The organism is Paludisphaera rhizosphaerae (genome assembly GCF_011065895.1).
Lineage (GTDB): Bacteria > Planctomycetota > Planctomycetia > Isosphaerales > Isosphaeraceae > Paludisphaera > Paludisphaera rhizosphaerae.
This window is the reverse complement of sequence record NZ_JAALCR010000010.1, coordinates 71,312-95,038: the sequence shown is the minus strand read 5'-3', so window position 1 is coordinate 95,038 and position 23,727 is coordinate 71,312. Positions and strand designations below refer to the sequence as shown.

The following is a 23,727-nucleotide window of genomic DNA, read 5'->3' as shown; positions in this document are numbered from 1 at the left end:
ACAGTCCCATTTTGCTCCGCGGACTTCGCAAAATCGGGACAGTCCCCGACCCTCTCGCAGTCTCTTAGTGGGTCATGGCGTAGGTGACGATGTTGATGCCCAGCGGGTACGACTTCTTCTCGGCGAACTCGTGGAAGTATTCCGGATCCTCGCCCTCGCGCTCCCAGCCGTCGCCCAGGTCCGTGTTGTGGCCGATGAAGACGACGAGCCGATCCTTGTCGTCCTTGATCCCTCGATAGTGGACCTCGACCGAGCCAGGACCGTGGTCCTCATACATCTGCCCGGTCCCCATCCAGGTGTGGATACTGGGGACCTGCGGGCGCTCGCGGAGCTTGTAGACGCACTGGAAGATCGGGTGCTCCAGAGGGATGTCAAAGGGCTCGCGGTCGGGGAAGACGCGCTTGATCTCGTGGTAGAAGTTCTCGTATTGCGCATCGCCCCAGAAGTCGTCCACCATCATGAACCCGCCGTTCAGAAGATAGCGGCGAAGGGCGACGACCTCCTCTTCCGAGAAGGCCAGCCGGCCGGGCTCGATCATGTAGAGGAACGGGTAGTCGAACAGTCGAGGGTCGGTCAGGCGGAGGCAGATCGGCTCCGGGTTCACCTTCAACGAGGTGAGTTGCTGGAGCCGGTACGAGAAGTTCAGGTCACTGTCGGGCCAGTCGGTCGTCCAGCCGCCTCCGCCGCCGCGGCCCCAACCGCCGTAGGAGTTGTACGAGGAGTCGTACTGGACGCGGACGAAGGTAAAGACGTCCTCCGAAAACTTCTCGCTGACCTCCCAGTCGGGGACGCCGGCGCGATCGGTGGGGAGGCCGTTCAGAGGCGACATCCGTCGGCCTCGGCCTCCGCCGCGGCCGAACCCGGGTCCGAAGCCTGGGCCGAACTGGGCCAGAACGGCTCCGCCGACGACCACGGCCAGGCAGAGGGCGACGACCGCGACGGCGAATGGGCGTCTTGTGAATCGACTCATCGCGGTAGCCCCGGGGGTAATTGCGGCGTCTGGGTTTCGTCGACGAGCTCAAGGAGCAGCTTATGGGCGTCGAGGAAGCGCGGGGCTTCCTCCAGAGCTTTGAGTGCCTCGCGACGGGCTTCCGGTTTGCGCCCGGCGTCGCGGAGGAGGCGGGCGAGGCGGAAGTGGACGCCGGCCGGATCGCCGTCGTCGAGCGTCGCCAGAGCCCGGGCGGACGAGATGGCCTCGTCGCGGAGCCCCAGGCGTTCGGCGGCTTCGGCGAGGGCCCGGTGCGGAGCGGGGACCAGCGGATTGACGGCCAGGAGCCGGCGGGCGTTGACCGCCACGGCCTGCCAGTCGTCCGCCCCTTTGGCCAGGTCGATGAGCCGATCGTAGACGGGAGTCGCGTCCCCCTCGCGGGACGCCAGTTCCTCCAGCGCGGCGCGTTCGCCGGCGGCGTTGTTCGTCTTCCGGTCGACCTCGGCCAGCAGCATGTAGGCGTTCCCCTCGCCGACGTAGTCGGGCGCCAGCGCCTGATATTTGAGCAGCGCCGCCTTGGCTTCAGGCCATTTCTGCTCGGCGACGAGCTTCGCCGCGTACCGTCGCCAGCCAGGGAGGTTCTTCGGATGCTTCTCGACCCAGCCCGCCAGCGCGGCGGCGTCGGCGGTTTCGGGAAGCTCGACGTCCTCCCATTCAGCGCCGGCCTCGGCCTTTGATTTCGCGAACGCGGCGAATTCGGCGTCTAATCGATCGAGCGTCATTCCGGTTCGCGCCGGCAGCGCCGAGTCCAGATTCTTCCCCGCCCCCAGGTCTTCGAGCAGCCCGACAAGGGCCGGGAAACCTGCCTTGGCGACCAGGAATTCCACGGCCAGGGCCGATTCCAGATAGGCCAACTGCACATCCTGGCCGCTCTTGGCTTCCAGGAAGGCCGAGCTGAGCCGGCTGAGCGGCGTAAGCCCTTCGGCCCGCAGCGCCTCGCGCTGTTCGGGGCTGGGGCGAGTCGCCCACGCCGGGTCTTTGAGGCCCTCCTCGTACACCGAGATCCCCTCGCTGAGCCATCGCGGCATCTTGTTGCGCGTCTTCGACAGCGTCACCGCATGGCAAAGCTCGTGCCAGAGGACGGCCCGCCAGTTGGAGGGGTGCTCCGCCTGGGCCGCCGCGCTGATGGCCGTGATCACCGGCCCGAAGCAGACGCCCAGGAAACCGTCGGCCCCGGGGAGCCCGAACGTCCGCACGCCGAACTCCTGCCGACGCGGGAAAATCTCGACGATCAACGGGTTGGGAGGCGCCGATCCGTAGCGCGCGGAGAGCGTCGCGCGGGCTTCCTTGAGCAGCTCGACCACGCGGTCGCCGTAGAGTTCGGCCTCGCGCGGATCCATGCGGACGACGATCCCGTCGGACTCGATCGTACGGAAGGCGGCGATGCGGTCGCGAAGGTTCGTGAGGTTGTAGGCGACCACATTGTAGCCGTCCGCGGTGAAAACTCCGTCGACGAGCTTCCAGCCCTCCTCCTCCTTGCCCAGCCGCAGCAGGGTCTCGGCAAGTTGAACGCGGGCCGACAGAGACTCGCCGTCGAGCGTCACGGCGCGGCGGAGATACGCCTCGGACTCGGCGAACCGATACTTCTGCGCCAGCTTGCGACCGATCAGCTCGTCGACCTCGGGGTTCCCCGGCCAGGGCTCCATGGCCTTGCGGCGGGCGGACTCTTCGCCCTCGGCGTCGCTCTTGAGGTGGGCGAGGACCGCGCGATAGGCCCAGGCGCGTGGCTCGCGGGGGTTGACCTCGGCGACCTTGTCGAGCATCTGAGCGGCCTCGGCGTAACGCTCGCGGTCGACGAGGCCGTCGACGAGCAGCAGCAGGGCGTCGACGTAGTTCGGGTTGATCTTCAGCGCCTGGTCGAGGGCCGCGGCGGAGCCGGCGCGGTCGCCCTCGGACAGGGCGCGGGCGAGGAGGAAGTGGTAGGCTGGATCCTCGGCGGCCGTCTTGGGGGCCGCACGGAGAGTGTCGGCGGCCAGGGCTGCGTCCTGTTTGTCGAGGGCCAGCTCGGCGGCGGCGTAGAAACCGTCCATCAGGTCGGGGTTCTGCTTCATCACCGGGTCGTAGAAGCGGTCGAGAACCCGCTTGGGGTCGGCCCCGTTGCGCAGCAGATAGCGACCCAGGTCGACCCGCGCCTGGGGGTCGCTGTAACGCTCGGGCGCGTTGATGACGATCCGCTCGATCAACGATGCGGACGCCTCCGCCGGCCCCTCTCCGGCACCCTCGCGGGCGGCTGGATCGAAACGGCGGACCTCCCGGCCCAGGAGGTGGATCATCAGGCTGGCGGGGTAGCGGCGGACGGCGTCGGCCAGGGATGCGACGGCCTCGGCGTAGCGGCCGCGAGCCATTTCAGCGCGGATCTTCAACGCGTGCCACTCGTCGCCGCGCCAGCCCTTGCCGACCTCCTCGGTCGCGAGCTTGATGCACTCGTCGTAGCGGCCGGTCTGGTAGAGGCGTTTCGCCCCATCGATGTCCGCCGCCCCGGCCCGGCCTCCCCATAGCGAGATTGCGATCGCAAAGGCCGCCAGGCCCCATCGCCGCAGGCGGTCGTTATCGTTCGAGGAACGCTGCACGATCTCGGTCCCTCCTCCACTCCGGGACGCCGGCGCAAACCCCCGTCGCCGATCATGATACTCCAGCGATCGCCGACAACCGTAGCGGAAAATCGGCGTGATATCGACCTAGGCGACGTCGCCCGGCGACGGGGTTCTCTTTTTTCAGAATCGATGCGGGGTTTCCGGGCTCGATCTTGAGCTACTCGGTGTTGGCCCTCGATCAAAACCCAACGCCAATCCCGTGAGGTTCCGATGAGTCACGCCGCCGCCCGCAAGGCCCGTTCGTCCCGCTCGTTCAAGCCCGCCAGCGAAGGGCTTGAGTCCCGAGTCCAGCTTTCCGGCTCAACGGCCGGCGTCGTCACCATTGGAGCGAATCCCGGGATCATCTCCCTGCCGACCGGCACCCTGAAGGCCGACATCGTCCTGGAAAGCCTGAGCGTGCAGCCCCTTGGCAACAACCAGTTTCGGGTGACGGCCGTCCTGGAGAACGAGGGGCTCCCGGTCGTCGCCAAGCCTGCCGGCATCGGCTCGTCCGTCGCCACGTCGGTCGGCGTGGCCTACGCTGGCGGCGGCGTGCTCCAGATCGCCCGCACCAGCGGCGGCACGAACCTCAACGGCGTACCGACGGGCCCCGTCCTGGCCACGCCGGATCCGGCCACGGTCATCGCCTCGATGCCGATCCCCGCGCTCGCCTTCCACCAGACGATTCAACTGTCGACGGTCACCCAGGGACGGGCGATCTTCACCGCGTCCGCCGTCCCCGCCGTGGTCAACCATCTCGCCCTTCCGTTCCCAGACGCCAACACGGCGAACAACACCAGGACGGTCGACAGCCTGATCGCCCACACCTACCCGATCAACACGGCCACTCTTGGCCTGCTCCCTTCGCTGAACACCGCGGTGCAGGGCGCCAAGCTGCGGCTCGACGCCAACAACTCCGAGATCTCGATCCCCGGCGTGATCGACCAGCACTTCCAGATCCCGGGCAAGACGGTGACTGTCGGCGTCTTCCCGCTCTCGGTCTCGGCGACGTACTACGTCAACAACCTCGTGACCTCGGGCGTCTCGCTGAGCTATGAGAAGGGGGGCCTCGCGATCACGGTGAAATTCGCGGACAACCAGCACGCCCTGCACACGCCGTCGTCGCTGTTCCCGGACTTCAGCGTGTCGAACCTCCAGGTGAAGGTCTTCCTGCCGCTGACCTACAACGCCCAGTACCAGTACTTCCAGTTCGGTCAGGCCACGACCACCGTCACCGGCTCATGGCACGCGGGCGGGCCCTTCGGCTCGGTCATCGACCTGCTGGTCCCCGACATCAATTCCAAGGTCAGCAGCGCAGTGACCAGCCTGGTCGACTCCAAGCTGGACGCCCTCTCCCACATGCTGAACCAGGCGATCCACGGCTTCATCGCCGGCGGCCGGATCACGTCGGCGGTCATCGGCCAGAACCAGCTGGACCTGTCCGTCGAGACCCCCACGTGAGCCGGAGACGGGAGACGACGCCCCGCGTTCATGGGCCTCCCCGACGCCCCTCGGCCGCACACCCGGCCGGGCGTCGGGGAGGTCTTCGCCGTATGCAGGCTCAGGGGTTGGACGGCTTCGCGGAGGCTTCCTGGTTGAGCCGCTCGCGAAGGGCGAGATACTCGCGTTCGACGGACGCCGTCGTGGGGTGGTCGGGGCCGAGGATCCGCCTCGCCTCCTCGGCTGCCTTCTGCTGATACGAAACGGCCTCGGCAAGCTTCCCCTGCAGGCGGCTGATAAGGCCTCGGTTGGCGATCGCGGTGACGTTGTCCGGATGGTTGGGGCCTCGGGCGCAGCGAATGCCGTGCTCGTACTCATAAGCCAGGGGCTCGGCGACGTTAAAACGCGCTGTCGCGACGGCCAGGCGGCAGAGATCGTTGACCGACTGGAGGGTGTCGGGATGGTCGGTGGGGAGAACGCGGCGACGAACCTCCAGCACGTGGCGAAGCAACGGCTCGGCCTTGTCGGCCTGCCCCTCGGCAAGATACACCGAGCCCAGCCGAGCGGAGGCTTCGAGCGTCGCCGGGTCGTCCGGGCCGAGGATGCGGGCGGAAGTCTCCCGGGCCTGTGAGAGCCGACGTTCCGCCTCCGCATGCGCCCCCTTGTCCCCCATGAGCCGCCCAAGCCGCGTGGCGACCCGAATCGAAGCCAGGCTCTCCTCCCCCTCCGACGTCTCGATCAACTCCGACGCCCGGCGCAGTTGCTTCTCGGCGGCGTCGAAGAGGCCGAGCGAGTGGTAAGCGTTGCCGATGACCTCGCGCAAAGGGCCTTCGGTTTCAGGCTCGCTCTGAAACTCGCCGCCGATCATCGACGCCTGGCGATCGAGGACCTCGCGGACGGTCACGTTCGCCCCCTGGGGGTTCATCTCGGTCGACGCCTGAGCGAGAAGCCGGTTCGACACGTAGTCCAGCAGACGGAGCGCATGGCGTCGCTGCCGTTCGGCCTCCCGCCACTGCCAACCGACTCCGATCATCCCCAGGATCACCGCCGCCCCCAGCGCCGAGGCCAGCGCCGCGGGCAGCGGATGCCGCCGAGCCCACATCCTCCCCCGGGCGAGAGCGGAGACGGGCCTCGCCAACGTCGGGCGGCCTTCAAGCCAGCGGTCGAGGTCCTCGGCGAGTTCGCGGGCCGAGGCGTACCGCCGGCTCGGCTCCTTCTCCAGGCACTTGAGGCAGACCGATTCCAGATCTCGCGGCACCTTGCGGTTGATCCGCGAGGGGGGCTCGGGCGGGACCTTGCGGACCCGGTCCAGGGTGTCGACGACGCTCGACCCGACGTGCGGGGCGCGGCCGGTGAGCGTCGCATACAGGACGCCGCCCAGGCCGAAGACGTCGGTGGCGGTGGTCAGGTCGCCGATCCTCCCCTCCGCCTGCTCGGGCGACATGTACGACGGCGTTCCCAGCACGGCGCCGCTGCGAGTTCCGTCCTCGCCGTCGGCGTCGATCCGTCGGGCGAGGCCGAAGTCGGTCAGGAACGACTCGCCGCTCTCGTCGACGAGCACATTCGCCGGCTTGACGTCCCGATGCAGGACGCCGTGCCGATGGGCCTCGTCGACGGCCCAGGCGACGCGGGCGACGAGCCTCGCGGCCTCTGCGGGCTCGAGCGGCCCCTGCTCCAGCTTCCGATCGAGGCCGGCCCCGCCGACCCGCCGCATGCTGTAGAAGTACAGGCCCCGGCTCCTCCTGGCCTCGAAGATGGGAACAATCGCCGGGTGGTCCAGACGCGCGACGGCCTCGGCCTCGTTGAGGAACCGTCGGCACTCCTCATCGGTCGCGAACAGGCCCGATCGCAGGACCTTGAGCGCCACCACTCTCCCGAGCCCCCCCTGACGGGCCTCGTAGACGATGCCCATGCCGCCCCGGCCGAGTTCGCGGATCACCTCGTATCCAGCCTGTGCGAGAGCCTCCGCGACGTGCTTCTCGACCGTCGCGCCGCGATTCGGTTCGACGCGGTCGACCGAGGCGTCGGCCTTGCGGACGAACGTCGCAGGCTCGTATTCCTCGTCCTCGGCCACATGCGTCGCCTCGGCGTCGTCGTCTCCCACGGCCGACGCGACGGCGTCCTGAACGGTCGAGGCGTGCTCGGGAAACCGCGACAGGTATTCGAGAACGCCTGGGTGTTCGCCCGACCGTTTCCGATAGGCCAGCTCGACGACGAGAAGCTCGCGGAGCAATTCGGGGTCGACCGGCGCCCCGGAGAGGAACGCCTCCAGGGTGGGTCGCTCGCCGTTGCGCCAGGCGTCCTCGAATCGATCGCAGATCGACTCGAACCGCTCGACGGAACCGGCCGGCGGAATGTCCTGATCGGTCGAGCGGTCGGCGTTCAAGAAGAATCCTCCGCGGCCCAGATGCGTCGTATGGACTTCAGCTTGCGCTCGACGGTCTGTTCGACGCAATCGAGTTTCTCGGCGATCTCGCGGTTGGTGTACCCCTCCATCTTCCAGACGGCGACCGCGCGGAGGGCGGGGTCGCCGAGTCGATCAAGCAGGATGCGGCATTCCTCGGTCATCTGGGCGGCGATCTCGGGAGAAGGTTCAAGAGCCGGCGGAGCGAAGGCGTCGAGGTCATCCAACTCGGACAGGCTTCGGACTCGGCCCCCGCCGCGCGATTGACGGCCTTCGTGTTGGACCCGATTGATGGCCTTGCGCACGGTCAGGACGAACAGCATCTTCCAGAGGTCGTCGCGGTCGCGAAGCTGGGGGAACCGCCCTTCCTCGGCGCGACGGAAGAAGCTGTCGAACACGCTGACGACGACGTCCTCCTCGTCGGCCGCCCCCCGCGCAACCCCTCGGAGCCGAGCCTGGGCAAGACGGGCAAGACGGTCGAAATACACATCCCACAGCCGCCGGGTCGTCTCGCGGTCCCCCTCTTTCAGAGGGCCTATCAATCGCGTGATGGAGCCGTCGGAAGACATCGCGAGCCTCCCGCAATGCTCTTGAAGAGCGCTTCAAGGACGTCGAATCAATGACGAACGCGCGGTCGCAATCATAGTCCCGTACGGACCAGCTCCGTAAATCTTTTTTCAGAAGGGCAGGCGACTCACCCGGCCGCCGCCGCCGGGGGGTTGATTCGGCCGCCAAGGCGCTGTCGACTCAGGAGAGTCGATACTCGGGAGGTCCGATCATGGTTCGCATGAAGTCGTGGTGGGGAAGCGCGGCGGTGCTTGCTGGAGCGTTGACGGCGGCGAACGTCCACGCTCAGGACGTCGGAACGCCTCAGCCGTTGAAGGCCGGCGAGGGGATGATCCCCTTCGTCCTGCCGTGGGACGACGCCTCGGCGGGGGTGACGAACGTCAGCGACCTCTTGCCGAAGCCCGCCGGCAAGGACGGTCCGGTCCAGGCCCGAAACGGGCACCTTTACGCGGGGGACCGTCGAGTCCGTTTCTTCGGCGTCAACCTCTGCTTCGGGGCCAACTTCCCCAGCCACGACGCGGCCGACAAGCTCGCCGCGCGGATGGCCAAGTTTGGGATCAACTGCGTCCGGTTCCACCACATGGACACCTCCGCCTCGCCGAACGGTCTGGTGAAGGCCGACCGCAAGACGATCGACCCGGAGCGGTTGGAACGGCTCGACTACCTGATCGCCAGGCTCAAGGAGCACGGAGTCTACGCGAATCTCAACCTGCACGTCGGCCGCAAGTACCCCGATCGTCCCGAGTGGCCCGGCATGCCGAGCTACTTCAAGGGGATCGACAACGTCGACGCGGCGATGATCGAGGACCAGAAGCAGTACGCCCGCGACCTGCTCCACCACGTCAACCCCTACACCAAAACCCGATACGCCGACGAGCCGGCCGTCGCGATCGTCGAGATCAACAACGAGAACGCCCTCTTCCAGGACTGGTCCGGCAACCGCCTCGACGACATGCCCGACCCATACTCGGCCGACATGCAAAAGCGCTGGAACGCCTTCCTGACCGACAAATACAAGTCCGACGCCGCCATGCGCCGGGCTTGGTCGGTGAAGGAGGTCGCGAAGGGGCCGGAGATCCTCAAGAACGGCTCGTTCGACCGCGACGTCGCCGGCTGGAACTTCGAGCAGCACAGCGGCAAGGCCCGCCATGAGACGACCGAAGGCCGGCTGAAACTCATCGTCGAGCAACCCGCCGAACAATCGTGGCACATCCAGTTCAACCAGCCGGGTCTTCGCTTCAAGCCGGACACGCCCTACACCCTCCGTTTCCGGGCCCGCACCAACGAGCCGGCGAAGTTGTCCATCAATGCGATGCAGGCTCACGCTCCCTGGAAGCAGCTTTGGAGCGTCCAGCAGGACCTGACGTCCGAGTGGAAGACAGTGGAGATGGTCTTCCGCCCCGCCGAGGCCGACGAGAACGGGCGGATCTCGTTTTCGGGACTAGGAGACAAAAAGCTGACGCTGGAGATCGACGACGTCTCGCTGGCTGAGGGAGGCGTGATGGGCCTGCGACCGGGCGAGGGCCTCGGGAAGGTCGCGTGGCTCCGGCATCGCGATTTCGGCGTCCGCACGCCGGAAGCTCAGTCCGACTGGATCCGCTTCCTCTGGAAGCTGGAGGACGATTACTGGTCGGGCATGTATCGATTCGTCAAAGAAGATCTGGGCGTGAAGTGCGTGGTGCTGGGGACCCAGATGGGCTGGAGCCCCGCGCCGGTGCAGGCGAAGCTCGACGCGATCGATTCGCACTCGTACTGGCAGCACCCGAGGTTCCCACATCGCCAGTGGGACCAGAACGACTGGACGATCAACAACGTCCCGATGGCTGGTCGAGCCGACGGCGGCACACTGCCCCGCCTGGGTCTCTCGCGGGTAGTCGGCAAGCCGTTCCTCTGCACCGAGTACAATCACTCCGCGCCCAACACCTACGGCTCGGAGACGGCCCCGATCATCGCCGCCTATGCGGCGCGACAGGACTGGGACGCGGTCTTCCTGTTCGCCTACAGCCACCGCGGCAACGACGAGTGGGGAACCGGCCGAATCACGAGCTTTTTCGACGTGGACCAAAACCCCGCCAAGATGGCCACGCTCCCGGCCGCCGCCGCGATGTTCATCCGCGGCGACGTGCCGCGAGCCACGCAGACGGCGATCGCTACCCCCACCACGAACGACTGGATCGAAGCCAGCCGGCTCAAGGGTGCCTGGGGACTCGGCGGTGAGGCGTTCGGACTGACCAAGGAGCAGGCGCTGACGCGATACGTCGGGATTTCGCTCGGTTGGCATTCTCCAGCCGAAGCGACCGAACCCGACGACGGCCGGACCTTCGCCTGGCAGCCAGGCACCGACGAGAAGCTGGGGCACCTGTCGATCGACGCCAAGCGGTCCAAGGCATTCATCGGCTCAATCAAGGCCGGTCCGGCGCGACTGGGCGACGTGACGATCACCCCAAAGCCCAACCGCCAGGATTGGGCCGCCGTCACCCTGACCGCGATCGACGGCCCCGACTTCCGCTCCCCAGGCCGCATCCTGCTGACCGCCACCGGCGACGCCGGCAACGTCGGCATGAAGTGGCGCGACGCCGCCCGCACCACCATCGGCACAGATTGGGGCAAGGGTTCCTCCCTCGTCGAGGGAATCCCCGCCGTCATCGAGCTCCCGGCCGCCGCATCCAAGGTCAGAGCCTGGCCGCTCGACGAAAAAGGCCAACGCCGACTCAACGCCCCGCTCAAGGCCGAATCAGCCGGCGAAGGCTCAAGGATAACGATCGGGCCCGAGGCGAAGACCCTTTGGTACGAGATCGAGATCGGCCGCTGAGCCTCCTCCCCAGTAACGCTCGAACAGAAGGGAAGATCGATGCCTGGAGGCAAGAAGCCGACGGCCAAGGAATCAGCCAAGCCGAGTGTGAAAGCCGATCCGGACACCGGAGCGAAACCCGCGATCGGAGCAGAAGCCTCTGGGCTTATCGACGAGCGACTCCAGTCCCTCGGCGACTGGCGGGCCGAGACGCTCACCGAGGTCCGTCGCCTGATCCACGAGGCGGATCCGGACGTGGTAGAAGAGTGGAAATGGATGGGCACGCCCGTCTGGTCTCACGCTGGGAACCTCTGCACGGGAGAGACCTACAAACAGGTCGTCAAACTGACCTTCGCCCGAGGCGCTTCCGTCGAAGACCCGCACGGGCTCTTCAACTCCAGCCTGGTGGGGAACACCCGGCGGGCGATCGACATACGCGAGGGTGAAACGCTCAACGCCGCCGCGTTCAGGGCGTTGATCAAAGCCGCGGTTGCGGAGAACCTCCGGTCGAAATCCAAGCCAGGCGCGAAGGCCAAGGCTCCCGGGAAGGCGGCTGGGGCGATCAAGAAGCCCGAAAGCCAAAACGCTGCGGTCCCTCTCCTGTCGGGCGGCAACCCTCAGATCGCCAAGGCGGACGGCGACGCTCCCGTCCAGGCTTATATCGCCGCGATGCCCGACTGGAAAAGCGACCTCGGGAGACGACTCGATGCGCTGATCGAGCGGACCGTCCCGAGCGTGCAGAAGGCCGTGAAGTGGAACTCACCGTTCTACGGGGTTGAGAACCAGGGCTGGTTCCTGTCGTTCCACGTCTTCACGCGATACGTCAAAGTCACCTTCTTCAAGGGGACGTCCCTGCACCCAATCCCGCCCGGCGGGACGGAACGCAGCAAGGAGGCTCGCTGGATCGACGTCTACGAGAACGATCCGCTCGACGAGCAGCAGATGGAAGCCTGGGTGAAACAGGCCGCCGAAACGCCCGGCTGGCTTGCCTGATCATCCCTGGCCGGCGAGATGGATACGAGCAAAGCCTCGTAAACGCACAAATCCCGCCGACAGTCGTCAATGCGACCGTTGGCGGGATTCTTACTGCGGACTAATCGGGGCGAGAGGATTTGAACCTCCGGCCTCACGGACCCGAACCGTGCGCTCTAGCCAAGCTGAGCTACGCCCCGTTACTGCGTGTTGCGTGAAGAGCATCATAGCGGCCTGGGAGAATCTGTCAACCGCATCAATCCGCAGGACGGATTTCCAAGGGAGTGGGCGGGTGCGGTTGGTGATGTTCCAGAGGCGTCTGTGCGGCGGCAAGGTATTCCCGCCACTCACGTTCCAGCGAGGCGAGGTCGTCGCCGAAGGCTCGCCGAAAGGCTTCCTGGGATGGGACGGTTTCGGGGCCGCGGAGGAGATCGAGGAATCGGATGAACTGGTCCCCCTTGCGAGCGCGGAGGAAATAGACGAGCGCCCAGGACGCGACGTAAGGATCGCGGCTGTAGCCCCGGCCAAGGCCGCCATCCTGGAGCAGCGGCTCCAAAGCGGGCGCTGGGTGGATCTTCCGCCAGTCGGGGAGGCGGATGTCGTGGGGACGGCCGATCCCCGCCCATCGTCCGCCTCGGACGACCTCGAACTGCATCGCCAGTCCCTCCTGGAGCCAGAGCGGGAAGGCGTCGTGTCGCGGCAGCAGCCCGCTGTCGGCGGCGAGCAGGTGGACCATCTCGTGGGCCGTGATCCCCTCGTCGTAGGCCCGTCGCTCGGCTTCCAGCAACAGCTCCCCGCGCCGGACGTCCCGTTCGAGGCGGTCAGCCAGGGGGCGAGCCTCGGTGCGGCCCATAACGCGAGGCCGCTCGCCTGAGAGGGATACCCGAAACCGGCCGTTGGCCGGCAGTTTCTCCAGCGAGGTCCGAAACACCGCCAGTTCCTCGCGACGCTTCGCGAACGTCGCCCGATCCTGGCGCTGAAGGTCGCTGGAGCGGGCGTCGTAGATGAGCACGGCGTTCCAGGTCGGGTGGAAATAGCCCCGGGTCGAGGCGAAGGCTCCCGCGTCATGTGAGACGAGAAACGCTCGATAGTCGCTCTTGTCCTCGAACCAGGCGAAAACTAGGCGACGCCGGGGCGTCTCCAACGAGAGCCCAGCGCCGGCGAAAACGAGGTGAAAAGCCGTTGTCACCCGCTCCAGAAACGCGACCCGCTCCGTCGCCTCGTCTTCCGGATGCTGGTGCAAAAGGACGACGTGCGAACCTCGCGCGACCCGCATCGGCACTCCCAGCGCCTGGCGGAACGGCTCGAAGTTGGGATCCTCGCAGGGCGATTTCAACCGGTCCGCCACCGCGACCATCCTCCTCGTCGGTTCGTGGTCGGGTGCCGCCTCGTGAATTCGCCTCAGCTCCTCGACGGCCTCGTCCACCAGGCCGTTCTCCAAAGCCCACCACGCGCCAGCGAAACGTTCGGCAGGCGTCCGGGACGCCAGCTCTCGTCGCCGGCCTTCCCACTCGGCAGCCGGGATGAAACCCTCGACCCGCTTCTCGAAATCCTCCGGTCGGAAAGCGAACGGCCGGCCGCCGACCTCGATCTCCACGTTCCCCCCCGCCACCACGGCCTTGGCCTGGATGCGCCCGCCACTCCGGAAATAGATCAAGTCGGCGTGAGTCGAAGGGAGGCCGACCGCCAGAAATAGCAAGACGACGCAGATCCCTTGAAATCGCAACGCTTTCGGTCGGTGAATGAGGGGTGCCAAGGCGCCCTCCCTAAGGGTCTACTTCATCCGAGGCAACCGAGCCGCATTCGGTTTCGGCCAGAGAGCAAAGCCCAGGCGGGAACAAGGTTTGCGTCGATACGCGACGACGACCGTCGTGGGTCATGGATCCACCCGCATGTCCTGACTTCACGAACAATCCTGGGATCGTCGGCGTAATCGGGGATGTCGGGTGTGATGAAAATCCCTCGGATTGAGGGGAAAACCTGTCGTCGCCCGGGCCTGAACTTCGTCGTATCAGGTGAAGGCGGAAATGGAAACGCCAGACAGCTGGGTTGGACTCCAGGGCGATTGGTGAAGACAAGGAGGTCAGTTATGTTGGTGCTCAGCCGCAAAGCGTTGCAGTCGGTGGTGATCGGCGAAGAGGTCCGGATCACCGTGGTGCGCGTCGAGGGAAATCAGGTCCGGATCGGGATCGAAGCCCCTCAGAACGTCCGGATCCTCCGCGGCGAGCTGCTTGAAGCGGCCGAGGAAGGCTTCGCGAACGCCGAACTGACGCTCGAGGTCTCGACGACCTCCTGACTCCACTCATTGAGAATTCTCGACCACGACCGACCGGGCCCAACCTGGGGCTGCGGTCGGTCTTCCGCGCGCGGCGAGCGGCCGACGCCTGAACTCAACGCTTATGGCGAGGGGTAGGCTGTACAGCCTTCGGCTTTCTGGGGGCGTTGGAGATACGTCGAAACAGCCGGGTGCGGCCGACCGTGGAAACGGTCGGCCGGATACGCCCGTGATTTCGACGGTCCGGTTCAAATGGGCGGAGCGGCCTCACCGCCTTCGCCCCCCTCGCCGCCTTCCTCGGACTCGCCGCCGCTGAAAGCCAGGCGGGCAGGTTCGCCGACCAGGAAGTTCTCGAGGCAGAGGCCGATCTTGGGGGCCACGGCGTTCTTCTCGGCCTTCGGATACTCGAAGATCAGGGCGATCTTGTAGGGCGACGCCTTGGAGCCGTACAGGTAGATCTGCATCTCCTTGGCGTTCAGGTCGAGGGTCTTCGTCAGGAAGGCGTTGGACTGCCGACGGTCCTTGACCTGCTTCGTCTCCTGCTTGAACTGGGAGAGGTCGAGTTCCGCGCCGCTGGCGTTGCGGATCATGTCGACGACCATCTGCTTGAACGCCTCGAAGTCGCCGCGAGGCGCCGGCTGGGCCTGAGCATCGGCCCCCTTCTTGGCGGGCACTTTGGGCTTGTCATGCCAGACGAGGACGTGGAGGCTCTGCTTCTCACCTTCCAGGAAGGTGTTCGCCAGATCGAACTGGTTCGGCTCGAGCGCAGCGAACTGGAACGTCTGGGTCGGCCCGCTCAGACCTTTGGGGGGCCTGATGAAGATGCCCTCCTCCTCAAGCTTCCCCTTGGCGATCGGGGCGGCCAGGTTCTCGTCGAGCCGCTTCTCGTACTTCATGCGGTCGAGAGTCTGCTCGATGCGGTAGTCGTAGTTCTTCATCCCACAGCCGACCGCCATGAGCATCCCGAAGCTGATCAGCATCGCCCGTGCGCGTTTCATCGCCGAAAGGCCCCCTGGTCTCGTCCGTCCCGCCTCGCTTCGCGGATGGTCGTTCGACGGCCCCGGGCGTTCCCGGCGAACCGCGGATCGTGGTATTTTCAGATCATAGTCCTCTGGCCGGTTCGACGCCAGCGGGCGGCCGAGTTTGGCGGTTCGACCGGGGAGATCAGCGAGCGATGGCCGAGTTCGACGACGACCCCGAGTCTCAGCCCGCCGGCCACGACGATTCGGTCCGAACCGGCCGGCCCATGCAGATCATCGCCCTGATGAAGCCGTTCCGCGCCCAGGCCGTGCTGGCGGCGTTGGAAGAGGTGGAAATCCTCGGCGGCGTCGTCCGAGAGGCCATGGGGTACGGTCGACAGAAGAACCGGCTGAACCAGTACCTGGGAAGCGAGTACAACACCTCGTTCCTTCCCAAGGTGGAATTGACCGTGTTCGTGGAGGAGGAACACCTGGCGGCGGCGGTCAAGGCAATCACCGACCATGCGCGCACGGGGAGGATCGGCGACGGCAAGATCCTCGTACTGCGCTGCTTTCACGACTACCTAGCGTGGTAGACGCGCGGGGAAAGCCGGTTCAACTCAACGCACGGCCTCGATCCAGAGGATACGGCGAATCCGCGGAAGCTCGTCGTCGAGATTGACCTGGAACGGCCGCTCGGCGGGGTCCTGAGCGCGGAGCAAACCGTGGTCGCCCAGGTCCTGGAACCAGCGGACCATCGGCTGGCCGTCGATCCAGGCCGCGACCATTCGGCCGTCGAGCTCTCGGGCCGACTCTTCCTCGGACGTGTAGGCGACCATGGCCCCTCGCGGCAGGACCGGCTCCATCGCCGCATCGGGAACGGTCAGACAGCGGCCCTCGCGGCGAGCCTCCAGCCACTCGCGTTCACCCCGACCGGCGCGGAGTTCATCCGGCCCGCCGCGATGCGAGGAGATCTCCTTGTCGTCGTCCTCGTCGTCCTCGTCGTCGTCGGTCGAATCGACCAGGGACTTCTCGGACTCCAGGAACCGGGCCGTCGCCGTCCCCAACTCGGGGGAGGCTTCTCCTTCCAGAAGCTGCAAGGCGGTCCGCAACAAGGCGCCGACCATCATCGTGGGCGGTCCATCGCTGCGGTCGTCTCGACCGGCCGGGCGGAACTTCGGGCCCTTGCCTCGCAGCAGCCAGGTCGGCTCCACCGACGTCAGCTCGATAATCTTGAGCACGACCTCGGCCGGAACCGTCACCCCGCCTTCGTAGTTGTACCAGGTGCGAACCGGAATCCCCAGGCGACGGGCCATCTCTGGACCGCCCCGCTCGCCGAACAATTCCAGACGCAACAGAGCGAGCCGCTCCGCGAGGTCAAGTTTGGCCCGCAACGATTCCGGCAGGGTTTTGCGACGAGCCATGAGCATCCCGTCCTGAAGAAATTCCGCTTCCAAGCTCCTGGAGAATGGGCGCACGCAACCACCCCTTCCCGCTCCCTCGGGAGGGATATCCGGGAGCTATTTATAGCACCCTCGGCCACGAAATCAATTGTTGAATTGGAAACGATGCGAAAGTTCAACATCCGACCCCGCGATTCGCCGCGCAGGTCAATCGTTTTCGTCGAGCTTGAGATCCATCAAGAACTGAGCGACCGCGTCGTCTTGCTCGCCCTCGGGTTCGGCGGAAGCGTCGACGGTTTCTTCCTTGGCCTTCTTCTTTTTCTTCTTCTTGCCCTCGACCGGAGCCGGAGGAGGCGGGGGAGGAGCGGGCTCCTCTTCAAGGGGGATGGCGTCGCTGAGCACGAAGTCGTCGGGCTCGATCTCGGCGACGTCCGCGGAGATCTCGAAATCGTCGGGCTCGTCGATCTCGATCGCGTCGACGATCTCCACCTCGTCGTCGATGAGCGCGTCGGCGTCGGTCGTATCGCCGCCCGACGCAGGCGCGACCACCGCCGCGGCCGCCGGGACGTGGCCGCCGATCGGGTCGACCCTCAGGGCGACGCCTCCGATGGTGATCACGTCTCCCGGCTTCAGCGGCTGCTGCCCCAGCACGCGCAGACCGTTGACGAACGTCCCGTTGGAACTCCCCAGGTCGCGCACGACCAGGCGGTCGTCGGCCTCGAAGATCTCACAATGACGACGGCTCACCTGAGACGACCGAATGCGGATCACGCAGTCGTCGTGGCGTCCCACGCTGTTGACGCCGTCGATCAGCCTGAGGGCGGTGACGTCGCTCCGACCCTTGAGCACCTGGAGTGTGTACTTCATCGCGAATCGATCTCGGCTGGTCTGAACCGCGGGAGAAGGGCCGCGAGAGCGGCCTGAAGAAAGCCGCACGACGCGCTCGCGTATATGTTTCAAGTTACATCCTGGCCCCCAGGCACGCAAATGGAAAGGCTGTCGCGGCGCGTGCCAATCCAGACCTGGGCCTCCTCCCGCATCGCGATTTTCCAGGATTCCGGGGAGACCGCTTGCAATCCGACGCGGCGTCCCTATACTGAGTCTACCGCTCGACGAGACGGGCCCAACCGGCCCACCCCCCTTGTCGACGTCGCAGCCCTTCGGGGCGTACTGCGGGAGTAGCTCAGGGGTAGAGCACCACGTTGCCAACGTGGTTGTCGAGGGTTCAAATCCCTTCTCCCGCTCTTGCCGATTAGCCATATCTGGGACGGCCGTTTTCGTCCGAGCGCTCCGGGTGCGTGTTGGCGACTCAAGCCTCCCAGCCCGACGTGACCCGAGGAAACGCCTCTCATGACCCCTGGCGAAGCGCACGAGTCGACCACCGTCGAAACCTCGACTGAAGAGCCGAAGCGGAAGCTCGATCTCGAAGTCCAGGTCAAGGACGCCGGCGCCTGCAAGAAGCATATCACGATTACGATCCCTCGGGCGGAAATCGACCGCCAATATGAGGAATCGCTGGGAAGCCTCCAGAAGGAGGCTCACGTTCCCGGTTTCCGCCCTGGACGAGCCCCCAAGACGCTCGTCGTCAAGCGGTTCAAAAAGCAGGTGGCCGATCAGGTCAAGTCCGCACTCCTGATGGAGTCGCTGGAGCAGGTCGATCGCGACTATCAGCTGAATCCGATCACCCAGCCCAAGCTGGACGTCGCCGCCATCGAACTTCCCGAAGAAGGCCCCCTCGCCTTCGACATGGAGGTCGAGGTTCGGCCCGAGTTCCCGCTCCCCAGCTATCAGGGCCTGAAGGTCAAGCGGCCCGTCCGAACGGTCTCCGATAAGGACGTCGACACCCAGTACGAGCGCTTCCTTGAGCGCTACGCCCGGATCGTCCCCAAGCTTGAAGGCGGGGCCGAGATCGGCGACTACGTCACGGCCGACCTGACGTTCTTCCGCGAAGACGGCTCGACGCTCAACGAGGTCAAGGAAATCCAGTTCCGCCTGCAGCCCGAGCTGCGGTTCCAGGACGGCCGGATCTCCAAGATGGGTGAGGCGCTCACGGGTGCCAAGCCCAGCGACGTCCGCGAGGTCGAGGCCGAGCTCGGCACCTCGATCGCCGACCCCGATCTCCGCGGCAAGACCGTGAAGGTCAAGGCGACGATCCACGACCTCAAGAAGGTCGAGCTGCCCGAAGTCGACCACGCTTTCCTGGAGTCGATCGGTTTCGAGAGCGTCGACGAGCTGCGTGAAGCCGTCCGCGACGCCCTTGTCCGCCGGGTCGAAGCCCAGCAGCGGCAGGCCGTCCGTCGCCAGGTGCTCGACGCTCTGATCGAAGCCACCCCGTTCGACCTCCCCGCCGACCTGGTCTCGCGCCAGGAGCGGAGCACCGCCAGCCGTCTGGCGATGGAGCTTCGCGAGGAAGGCTTCTCGCCCGAGGAAGTCCGGGCCCGTCAGGCAGAAATCCGGGCCAACGCCCATGAGATGACCCTCCGCTCCCTCAAGGAGTTCTTCATCCTCGCCAAGGTCGCCGAGGCCGAGAGCATCAAGGTCGAGGACGAGGACCTGGAGGCTGAAGTGGAGGCCATGGCCGAACGCTCCGGCGAGAACGTCCGCCGCGTCCGCGCCCGGGTCGAAAAGGAAGGCCTCGCCGACGCCCTGGCCACCCAGATTCTCGAACGTCGGGCCCTCGATCACATCCTCAAGTCGGTCGAGTACGAGGACGTCGCCGCCGACGAGCCCGAAGTCGCCGTCGAGACCCTCGACGAGGCTGCCAGCCCCGCGCCTGAGGCCGGGGAAGGCGAAGAGGCCGCCGCGTCGGAATAACCCGTCGCCGGCCCCCCTTGAATTCCGCCCGCGGGCCCCTTCAATAAGAAGGGGTCGCGCGTTCGGCCCGCCCGCTTCCTCGTCATCGAAAGGGATTGTCGCATGGCCTTCGACCACCCGCTCGCGGAGCCGAAGCTTCAGCGCTACCGCGATTACGCGCGCCAGAGGCAGATGACCCTCGGCGACCTCCTGCTGGAAAACCGAATCGTCTTCCTGGAAGGCGTCATCGACGACGGCGTGGCCAACGCGGCCGTCATGAAGTTCCTGTACCTCCAGTACGAGAACCGGACCCAGGGGATCAGCTTCTACATCAACAGCCCCGGCGGCAGCGTCAGCAGCACGCTGGCGATCTACGACACGATGCAGTTCATCGAGTGCCAGATCGCCACTTACTGCATCGGCCTGGCCGCCTCCGGTGCGGCGGTTTTGCTCGCCGGCGGCAGCAAGGGGCGGCGGTTCTCCCTGCCCCACTCCAAGATCATGATCCACCAGCCCTACGGCCAGGTGGGGGGCCAGGTCTCGGACATCGAGATTCAGGCCGAGGAGATCGTTAAGAGCCGTCAGGTCATCAACGAGATTCTCGCCCGACACACAGGCCAGCCCATCGAGCGGATCGCCAAGGATACCGAACGCGACCGCTATCTGTCGGCGGTCCAGGCCAAGGAATACGGCCTGGTCGACGAGGTCGTCGGACGCATCGGCGGCCTCAAGGGTGCCGACGGCGCCTCCGCGCCGACGCCGGGCACCTTTTGACGTCCCCCCGCTGCGGAAAGCCGGAACGCATCGCCCAAAGATTGATAGAGAGGCCCGACCCCGATGCCACTGGTTCCGATCGTCATCGAACGTAGCGGCCGCGAAGAGCGGGCGATGGACATCTACTCCCGCCTGCTCCAGGACCGCATCATCATCCTGGGGACCGCCATCGACGACAACGTCGCCAACCTGGTGGTTGCCCAGATGCTCGTCCTGGCGCATCAGGACGCCAAGGCCGACATCCACCTGTACATCAACAGCCCCGGCGGCAGCGTCACCGCCGGCATGGCCATCTACGACACGATGCAGTGGGTCCCCTGCGACGTCGCCACCTACTGCATGGGCCAGTGCGCCAGCATGGGCTCGCTGCTCATGACGGCCGGCGCCAAGAACAAGCGCTACGCCCTGCCCAACAGCCGGATCATGATCCACCAGCCGCTCGCCGGCATGGAAGGGACGGCCACCGAGATCCTGATCCATGCGGAGGAGTTCCTCCGTATGAAGAAGGCCCTCAACGGCATCTATCAGAAGCATACCGGCCAGACCCTGGAACGGCTGCAGGAAGACACCGACCGCGACCGCTTCATGTCCCCCGAGGAGGCCAAGGACTACGGCCTCATCGACCATGTCGTCGACCGCGCCCCGGCCTTCCCGACCAAGACCGAGACGCCCGAGAAGTCCTGACCGGCTCTCGGCCTCGCCAAAACTCACGCCGCGCCCCCTCCGGGCGCGGCGTTTTTTATGCGCTTCGGCGGCTTCGATTTGGCTTCGATCGCCCGACTTCACAGAGCCCTGCTTTCACCGTAACAGACTTCGCCAAAGGACTTTGCGGAAGATATTTTCGCCACCGCTTTTGGCTTTGATCGGCCGATTCTCGCTGACCGGTTCGCGGCTCTCGGCAAGCTCGCTGTTCTCATGACGATGATCGAGCCTCGCCCGGCGAGGATGGCCTTCCTGTAGATAATCTGGTCTCTGGACGCCGAAACTGGTCGACGCTCGAGCCGGCGTCCAGGAAGAAACGGCACGCCGAAATCCACAGATCCGCCGTCTTCCACAAAATCGACTCGACTTACGCGATCGCCAGAACCGAAAACGGCTGTATCAATCCGCTGATGGATGACTCCGTTCCGCGTTTCGGGAGGTTGAGCGTGTCGAATCCCTTCCATCCCGGGCCGCCGTTCATGCCCCCGCCGCCAGGCTCGCAGCCGCCCCAGGGGCCGCCGCCTCCGCGACCGATGCAGGGGCCGAATTTCAGCTATCTGCTGCCGCCAGGCTGGTCGGTGGGTGAAGAAGGACCGTTCGCGCTGGTGCTGCGATCGCCCGATATGCTCGCGGCCATCGTCGTGTTCGGCCAGAGCGGCTTGATGGCCGCATTGTCGCCCGAGCAGTTCGCCCATCAGGCGATGGCCGGAGTGATGCGGATCGCCCCGGACGTTCGCCTTTTCGAGTCCCGACCGTTTCAACCGCTGCCAGGTTACACGCACGCGGCGGTCATGCAGACGACCTACACGCTTCAAACTCCCATGGGGCCCGTGCCCATCCAGGGGGTTGTCTTCAGCCATGTGGCGATTGGATATGGAACCTGCAGCGGGGTGATCACCCTCGCCGCTTCGGCCGCCCACCTCTGGCCTTCGTACCGAGACTGGCTCCCGCAGGTCGCCCTCGCCGCGCGGAACATGGGGTCCAACGCCTACGGCTCGACCGCGATGGGCCAGACGATGCACGACATCACCCAGCGCGAGGGCCAGGCCAACGCCGACTACCGCGCTTGGTCGCAGAGCAACTGGCAGGGCGTCGTCAACGAGCGGTGGGCGTCCGATGCGCAGAGGCAGGAGGCGCTCGGACCGATGCTGACCGGCCAGCAGTGGTCGTCCGACCCCTACGGGAACCCGGACATGCGTCGGTCGACCACCCCCGCATGCATCTGGGTCAGCCGCGACGGCCGCGAGGTCCACTCCCACGACCCGAGTTTCGACCCCCGCACGCCCTACGATTCCGACTGGCGACGGGTCCGTTGACGGCCTGGTCTCGAAGTCCCGTTTCAGCGTGCGTTTCGATGTCGACGTACTTGCTCACGTCGAGCTGACGCCCGCGCCCCGCTTCGACGCCCGCCGCGCCCGGATCAGCGGCTCGTAAACCTCCAGCATCCGCTCGATCTTCTTGTCCCAGTCGAATTCACGGACGATCCGCTCACGACCGGCGCGGCCCAGGCTTCGGCGCAGTTCCGGTGCGGCGGCGAGACGTGCCAGGGCCTCGGTGAGACCCGTAATGAATTCCGGGCGCGAGGTGGGCTCAACCAGAATCCCGCACGTCTCGTCGACGTAGTCCGCCGGCCCTCCCCAGTTCGTGACGACGACCGGCAAGGACATCGACATCGCCTCCAGAACCACGGCGCCGCCGCATTCGAGGAGGCTCGGCAAAACCAGAACGTCTGATTTCTTCAGGAGTTCGGCGCAGTCCGGCTGAGACAGCCAGCCGATGAAGTCGATCTTATCCGCGATGCCGAGTTCAGCCGCCTGGGCTTCCAGTTGCGGCCGCATGGGACCGTCGCCGACGATCGTCAACCGCGCGGGGGTGCGGGCGACGAGATCCCGCATCGCCTCCAGCAGCAGGTCGACCGCCTTCCAGTCGACAAGGCGTCCCATGAACACGACGCGGAGCGGTTCGCCGGGCGTGGACGTGGGCTCGGTGGGCGGCCAGAGTTTCAGGTCGACGCCGTTTTCGATGATCGTTTGAACTTCCCCGCGGATTCCCGCCGGCAGGGCTTTTCCGCTCCGTTCATTGGCCACGAGCAGGATGTCAGCCCGGAGCTTCCCGGGCATGAGCCGGTGCATTAATCCAGCGGCGACGCGACCCACCCCGAGGTAGGCCGAGACCAAGGCCGACTCGCGGCCTCGAAAGCCCGGAGGATACGACATCCCGCCGTTCATCGGTCCGATCACCACCGGCGCGCCGACGCCGTAGATCATCGACGGCTCTCGGGGAGAGACCGGGATGGGCTGGTGGACCACGTCGATGCCGCGCTCCGCCACCAGCCGCTTTACGATTCGCCGAGCGTAGACGCCGGTGATGATGCGACTGATCAGACCTGTGCTGAAGTAGCCGACTCGCGCGGGGAGTCGCTTCCCCATGCTGTTGAGCAGTTTGTGGGCGCGGGTGTCGGGGATGAAATGCATGCGGTCGCGGTCGTCGGGCAACAGGGCCTCCAACTCGCCGCGCGTCCGTGCGTGAACCACGAGCTGAGCGTCGATCCCACGCTGCCTCAGCCGCTGGAAGATGTGCAGCGGCAGAATGGCCTCGCCACCGAATCGAGCCGAGGCGTGCTCGGCCACGACGAGGATGCGCGGATCCTCGACCGCGACGTCTGTGCTGACGACGTCGACGGCCTTCTCTTGTGTCATCATTCGCTCCTGGAGGCGCCGCCAGCTGCAAACCGGCGATCCGAGGGGACCGGCCGGCGATCCTCGCCGTACGCAGGTGCAGAACCTGCGCCGCCGGTGGGTGACTATTCAGGCCGCCACGGCCCGAACCAAGCACCCCCAAGTGGACGACGACGAACTTTGGCCCCTCGGTAGCTTACACTGGGGCTGTCTCCAAGTCTAATCTAAGCGCCTCGTCGTTCCCGACTTGAGTGTCCCACCGGGTTTTCAACCCATCCGTTCCATGAAGTCGACGCAAACGGCGTATCGTCGCGTCGTTCTAGGCTCGTTCACGTCATCGGCGCCGAGTTTGCATTGGGTTTCGAGCGATGAAACGACCTTCAGGCGGCCAGCCGCCGGCGAGGTCTT

General features: G+C 66.0%; 18 protein-coding genes and 2 tRNA genes. 10 read left to right on the top strand and 10 right to left on the bottom strand.

Translation table 11 applies throughout. The annotated features are described in order from the left end of the window. Positions 1-64: 64 nt before the first annotated feature. Positions 65-970, bottom strand: coding sequence for a DUF4159 domain-containing protein (locus G5C50_RS14740; protein ID WP_165070634.1), 906 nt, complete (start codon positions 968-970; stop codon positions 65-67). Further along, positions 967-3,558, bottom strand: a complete 2,592-nt coding sequence (locus G5C50_RS14735) for a tetratricopeptide repeat protein (protein WP_165070633.1) — start codon at positions 3,556-3,558, stop codon at positions 967-969. Before G5C50_RS14735 ends, G5C50_RS14740 begins: the two co-directional genes overlap by 4 nt. 234 nt (positions 3,559-3,792) lie before the next feature. On the opposite strand from G5C50_RS14735, the gene G5C50_RS14730 reads away from it, so the two are divergent. After that, a complete protein-coding gene (locus G5C50_RS14730; protein ID WP_165070632.1) occupies positions 3,793-5,022 on the top strand; it encodes a hypothetical protein in 1,230 nt (409 codons plus the stop codon). Between the two features lie 100 nt (positions 5,023-5,122). On the opposite strand, the gene G5C50_RS14725 is transcribed toward G5C50_RS14730, so the two are convergent. Further along, positions 5,123-7,387, bottom strand: a complete 2,265-nt coding sequence (locus G5C50_RS14725; RefSeq protein ID WP_165070631.1) for a serine/threonine-protein kinase — start codon at positions 7,385-7,387, stop codon at positions 5,123-5,125. Continuing rightward, a complete protein-coding gene (locus G5C50_RS14720) occupies positions 7,384-7,974 on the bottom strand; it encodes an ECF-type sigma factor (protein WP_165070630.1) in 591 nt (196 codons plus the stop codon). The genes G5C50_RS14725 and G5C50_RS14720 overlap by 4 nt, the downstream gene beginning before the upstream one ends. A 209-nt stretch (positions 7,975-8,183) precedes the next feature. Between G5C50_RS14720 and G5C50_RS14715 the strand changes: the two genes are divergently transcribed. Beyond that, complete coding sequence (locus G5C50_RS14715) at positions 8,184-10,784, top strand: carbohydrate binding domain-containing protein (RefSeq protein WP_165070629.1); 2,601 nt, start codon at positions 8,184-8,186, stop codon at positions 10,782-10,784. 39 nt (positions 10,785-10,823) lie between these two features. Then, positions 10,824-11,756: a DUF1801 domain-containing protein gene (locus tag G5C50_RS14710; protein ID WP_165070628.1), complete on the top strand. Its 933-nt coding sequence runs from the start codon at positions 10,824-10,826 to the stop codon at positions 11,754-11,756. A gap of 104 nt (positions 11,757-11,860) precedes the next feature. On the opposite strand, the gene G5C50_RS14705 is transcribed toward G5C50_RS14710, so the two are convergent. Then, a tRNA-Pro gene (locus G5C50_RS14705) sits at positions 11,861-11,935 on the bottom strand. Positions 11,936-11,991: 56 nt separating this feature from the next. Beyond that, a complete protein-coding gene (locus G5C50_RS14700; protein WP_240907084.1) occupies positions 11,992-13,434 on the bottom strand; it encodes a DUF1570 domain-containing protein in 1,443 nt (480 codons plus the stop codon). A 390-nt stretch (positions 13,435-13,824) separates the two neighbouring features. On the opposite strand from G5C50_RS14700, the gene G5C50_RS14695 reads away from it, so the two are divergent. Beyond that, positions 13,825-14,031 (top strand): carbon storage regulator, encoded by a 207-nt coding sequence (locus G5C50_RS14695; RefSeq protein ID WP_165070627.1) that lies wholly within the window; start codon positions 13,825-13,827, stop codon positions 14,029-14,031. 227 nt (positions 14,032-14,258) lie between these two features. Here G5C50_RS14695 and G5C50_RS14690 read toward each other — a convergent pair whose 3' ends face one another. Further along, on the bottom strand, positions 14,259-15,008 hold the full coding sequence (locus tag G5C50_RS14690) for a hypothetical protein (RefSeq protein ID WP_165070626.1): 750 nt from the start codon (positions 15,006-15,008) through the stop codon (positions 14,259-14,261). A 176-nt stretch (positions 15,009-15,184) separates the two neighbouring features. Here G5C50_RS14690 and G5C50_RS14685 point away from each other — a divergent pair, with 176 nt between their 5' ends. After that, positions 15,185-15,565 carry a P-II family nitrogen regulator gene (locus G5C50_RS14685; protein WP_240907083.1) on the top strand — a complete coding sequence of 127 codons (381 nt, stop codon included), beginning with the start codon at positions 15,185-15,187 and terminating at the stop codon, positions 15,563-15,565. A gap of 24 nt (positions 15,566-15,589) precedes the next feature. On the opposite strand, the gene G5C50_RS14680 is transcribed toward G5C50_RS14685, so the two are convergent. Together G5C50_RS14680 and G5C50_RS14675 are read right to left on the bottom strand one after the other, a co-directional pair. Then, positions 15,590-16,393, bottom strand: coding sequence for a S24 family peptidase (locus G5C50_RS14680; protein ID WP_165070624.1), 804 nt, complete (start codon positions 16,391-16,393; stop codon positions 15,590-15,592). 186 nt (positions 16,394-16,579) lie between these two features. Next, a complete protein-coding gene (locus G5C50_RS14675) occupies positions 16,580-17,239 on the bottom strand; it encodes an FHA domain-containing protein (protein WP_165070623.1) in 660 nt (219 codons plus the stop codon). A gap of 305 nt (positions 17,240-17,544) precedes the next feature. On the opposite strand from G5C50_RS14675, the gene G5C50_RS14670 reads away from it, so the two are divergent. The 5 genes from G5C50_RS14670 (at position 17,545) to G5C50_RS14650 (ending at position 21,957) form a co-directional block, all read left to right on the top strand. Then, positions 17,545-17,616 (top strand) — tRNA-Gly (locus G5C50_RS14670). 106 nt (positions 17,617-17,722) lie between these two features. After that, positions 17,723-19,186, top strand: a complete 1,464-nt coding sequence (gene tig, locus G5C50_RS14665) for a trigger factor (RefSeq protein ID WP_165070621.1) — start codon at positions 17,723-17,725, stop codon at positions 19,184-19,186. Between the two features lie 102 nt (positions 19,187-19,288). After that, positions 19,289-19,939 (top strand): ClpP family protease, encoded by a 651-nt coding sequence (locus G5C50_RS14660; protein ID WP_165070620.1) that lies wholly within the window; start codon positions 19,289-19,291, stop codon positions 19,937-19,939. Between the two features lie 63 nt (positions 19,940-20,002). Continuing rightward, positions 20,003-20,623: an ATP-dependent Clp protease proteolytic subunit gene (locus G5C50_RS14655; RefSeq protein WP_165070618.1), complete on the top strand. Its 621-nt coding sequence runs from the start codon at positions 20,003-20,005 to the stop codon at positions 20,621-20,623. A gap of 464 nt (positions 20,624-21,087) precedes the next feature. After that, entirely contained in the window at positions 21,088-21,957 is an 870-nt protein-coding gene (locus G5C50_RS14650; RefSeq protein WP_165070617.1) for a hypothetical protein, read from the top strand. Between the two features lie 54 nt (positions 21,958-22,011). Here G5C50_RS14650 and G5C50_RS14645 read toward each other — a convergent pair whose 3' ends face one another. After that, positions 22,012-23,340, bottom strand: coding sequence for a glycosyltransferase family 4 protein (locus G5C50_RS14645; RefSeq protein ID WP_165070615.1), 1,329 nt, complete (start codon positions 23,338-23,340; stop codon positions 22,012-22,014). Between the last annotated feature and the right edge of the window lie 387 nt (positions 23,341-23,727).

Coding starts and splice junctions, on each gene's coding strand:
- G5C50_RS14720 (WP_165070630.1), bottom strand. CDS start 7,974: ATGTCTTCCGACGGCTCCATCACGCGATTGATAGGCCCTCTGAAAGAG.
- G5C50_RS14715 (WP_165070629.1), top strand. CDS start 8,184: ATGGTTCGCATGAAGTCGTGGTGGGGAAGCGCGGCGGTGCTTGCTGGA.
- tig (WP_165070621.1), top strand. CDS start 17,723: ATGACCCCTGGCGAAGCGCACGAGTCGACCACCGTCGAAACCTCGACT.
- G5C50_RS14685 (WP_240907083.1), top strand. CDS start 15,185: ATGGCCGAGTTCGACGACGACCCCGAGTCTCAGCCCGCCGGCCACGAC.
- G5C50_RS14730 (WP_165070632.1), top strand. CDS start 3,793: ATGAGTCACGCCGCCGCCCGCAAGGCCCGTTCGTCCCGCTCGTTCAAG.
- G5C50_RS14695 (WP_165070627.1), top strand. CDS start 13,825: ATGTTGGTGCTCAGCCGCAAAGCGTTGCAGTCGGTGGTGATCGGCGAA.
- G5C50_RS14680 (WP_165070624.1), bottom strand. CDS start 16,393: ATGGCTCGTCGCAAAACCCTGCCGGAATCGTTGCGGGCCAAACTTGAC.
- G5C50_RS14690 (WP_165070626.1), bottom strand. CDS start 15,008: ATGAAACGCGCACGGGCGATGCTGATCAGCTTCGGGATGCTCATGGCG.
- G5C50_RS14655 (WP_165070618.1), top strand. CDS start 20,003: ATGCCACTGGTTCCGATCGTCATCGAACGTAGCGGCCGCGAAGAGCGG.
- G5C50_RS14675 (WP_165070623.1), bottom strand. CDS start 17,239: ATGAAGTACACACTCCAGGTGCTCAAGGGTCGGAGCGACGTCACCGCC.
- G5C50_RS14710 (WP_165070628.1), top strand. CDS start 10,824: ATGCCTGGAGGCAAGAAGCCGACGGCCAAGGAATCAGCCAAGCCGAGT.
- G5C50_RS14660 (WP_165070620.1), top strand. CDS start 19,289: ATGGCCTTCGACCACCCGCTCGCGGAGCCGAAGCTTCAGCGCTACCGC.
- G5C50_RS14740 (WP_165070634.1), bottom strand. CDS start 970: ATGAGTCGATTCACAAGACGCCCATTCGCCGTCGCGGTCGTCGCCCTC.
- G5C50_RS14645 (WP_165070615.1), bottom strand. CDS start 23,340: ATGACACAAGAGAAGGCCGTCGACGTCGTCAGCACAGACGTCGCGGTC.